Source organism: Mesorhizobium sp., from assembly GCF_004963255.1.
Taxonomy (GTDB): Bacteria; Pseudomonadota; Alphaproteobacteria; order Rhizobiales; family Rhizobiaceae; genus Mesorhizobium.
On sequence record NZ_SUGA01000082.1, the window covers coordinates 1 to 2,143 of the forward strand.

The window sequence follows — 2,143 nt, forward strand, 5'->3', positions numbered from 1 at the left end:
CCTCATCCGTCTCGGCGCTGCGCGCCGATCCACCTTCCCCCACAAGGGGGGAAGGAAGAAGCCGTGCCTACACCGGCCGGTACACTTTCTCAGCCGTATTCCAGAAAATATCCCCCTCGGCCTTTGCACCATGCTTTGCCACTGCCGCGCGGTGCGCGTTGATCAGCTCGACATGGCTGGTCCAGAGCTTCTCGATCGGGAAGTTCGAGCCGAACATCAGCCGGTCGCTGCCGAGGATCTCGATCGCGTTGTCGACGATATAGGCGATCAGTTCCGGGTCATTGCGGTGGACGAACGTGCCGAGTCCCGACAGCTTGGCGTAGAAGTTCGGCGCTGCCGAAAGCGTTCGCAGGCCGGCCTTCCACGCTTCGGTGGTTTCGGGCTCCATGCCGGTCAGCATGCCGGCATGGGTGAGGATGAAATTGGTCTCAGGGTTTTCGCCGACAAGCGTCAGCCCGTCCTTCATCTGCGCGGGAAAAAGCTGCAGGTCGAAGGAGAGGCCGTAATCCTTCAGCCGCGCCACATTGGCACGCACCTTGGGATCGATCACCTGGTCGGCCGAGGCGGCGAAGCGGAAGGCCGGCGTCTCGTGCCAGTGCAACTGCATGCGCACGCCGCGCAGCAAGGGATATTTCATCAGCCGGTCGATCTGCGGGCGGACATCGTCGACCGTCATGTCGGCATAGCCGACGATGGCGTGCGGCCAGCCGGCTTCTTCGGCTATCTTCTGCAGGAAGGCGACCTCTTTCTCGAAATCCTCCTTGGCCCAGTTGGTCTGGACATAGACGGCCTTCTCGACGCCCGAGCCTTTCTGATCCTCGAGGAATTCCGTGATCGGATAGTCGCGGCGGATCGGCTCGTAGGGGCCGAAGATGCGCGGCACCATCGGGCCGACCAGCCAGGGCTGGTCCTTTTGGCGCCAGATGTGAAAATGCGCGTCGATGGCTTTCTGCATCACGACACCCTTTTCCAGACGGTTTTTGCCGCCGGGGCAGGGCGGGCGAGCGACAGGATGAAATCGGTGAGACTCCCGAGCGACGAGCCATCGACCAGATCGTCGAGCACCGGCAGGATTGCCCTCAGCGCCGCCGTGGCCGGGCGAAAGCGCGAATCGCCGGCGAGCGGCGTCGCCAGCGAGAGCCGGAAGGCGCGGGCGCTGAAGCGGCGCATGGCGATCTCCAGTTCGGCATGGCTGCCGCGTTCCAGCCCATCGGACAGCACGACGACGCAGGCGCCGCGCGCGAAGGCGGAAAAGCGCGGCACCGACAGGAAAGCGAGCAGCGTCGGGCCCATGCGAGTGCCGCCGTCCCAATCGTCGACAAGCGCCGCGGCGCGGGCGAGCGCCTGCCCGCGGTCGCGGATGCGCAGCGCCGAGGTGATACGGGTGAGCCGCGTTCCAAAGGTGAAGACCTCGGCGCGGTCCGCACCCTGCACGGCGGCGTGCGCGAGCTTGAGATAATCGGCCGTGTGCAGCTTCATCGAGCCGGAGATGTCGATAAGCAGGAGCAGTTTTCGCGGCACGGCCTGCCGGCGGCGGAGCTGTGGCACGGGTATGTCGCCATCGGCGCTGACGATTTCGCTGAGCGAACGCCTGAGGTCGAGCGTGCCGCGCGAGCGGGTGCGGGTCGTGCGGAAGGAGCGGCGGGCGGGCAGGGCGGATACGAGCTTGCGGCGGAACGGGCTGAGGCCATCGGCGTCGCGCTGGAAATCGCGGTTGCTCAGCTGCTCGAGCGCCGAAGACAGCTCGCCGCCTTTCTCCTGGCGAACGGTTTGTCTTTCTTCCTGGCGCGCGCCGCGATCGTCCTTGACGCGGGTCTCGTCGTCCTCTTCGCCTTCTATCAAGGGCTTGGCGTCGCCGTAGAAATAGCTGCGGAAATGCGCCTCGAATTCGCCGCGGCGATCGGGCGAGGGCGCGAGTGTCGCAAGCGCCGCCTCGCGGATGTCGTTCATCGAGCGGGGGCCGAGCAGGGTCACCGCTCGCATGAAGCTGGTGGTTTGTTCGGGGGCGATAGGGAAGGCGTGGCGGCGCAGCAGGCGGGCGAAGCCGAGGAAAGGCGCGGCGGCAGGGCGCAGGTTTTCCGGACGCCTCATTCCTTCGCGCCCCCCTCTGTCCTGCCGGACATCTCCCCCACAAGGGGGGAGA

2 protein-coding genes are annotated in these 2,143 nt (G+C 66.0%); both read right to left on the reverse strand.

The window, feature by feature from the left end; genetic code table 11:
- Positions 1-67 precede the first annotated feature (67 nt).
- Complete coding sequence (locus tag E5X34_RS32450; RefSeq protein WP_292573277.1) at positions 68-955, reverse strand: amidohydrolase; 888 nt, start codon at positions 953-955, stop codon at positions 68-70.
- Positions 955-2,091 (reverse strand): VWA domain-containing protein, encoded by a 1,137-nt coding sequence (locus tag E5X34_RS32455; RefSeq protein ID WP_292573280.1) that lies wholly within the window; start codon positions 2,089-2,091, stop codon positions 955-957. Before E5X34_RS32455 ends, E5X34_RS32450 begins: the two co-directional genes overlap by 1 nt.
- Positions 2,092-2,143 lie beyond the last annotated feature (52 nt).

What these genes read in the sequence shown, in the direction of transcription:
- E5X34_RS32450 (WP_292573277.1), bottom strand. Translation starts at nt 955, where the DNA reads ATGCAGAAAGCCATCGACGCGCATTTTCACATCTGGCGCCAAAAGGAC.
- E5X34_RS32455 (WP_292573280.1), bottom strand. Translation starts at nt 2,091, where the DNA reads ATGAGGCGTCCGGAAAACCTGCGCCCTGCCGCCGCGCCTTTCCTCGGC.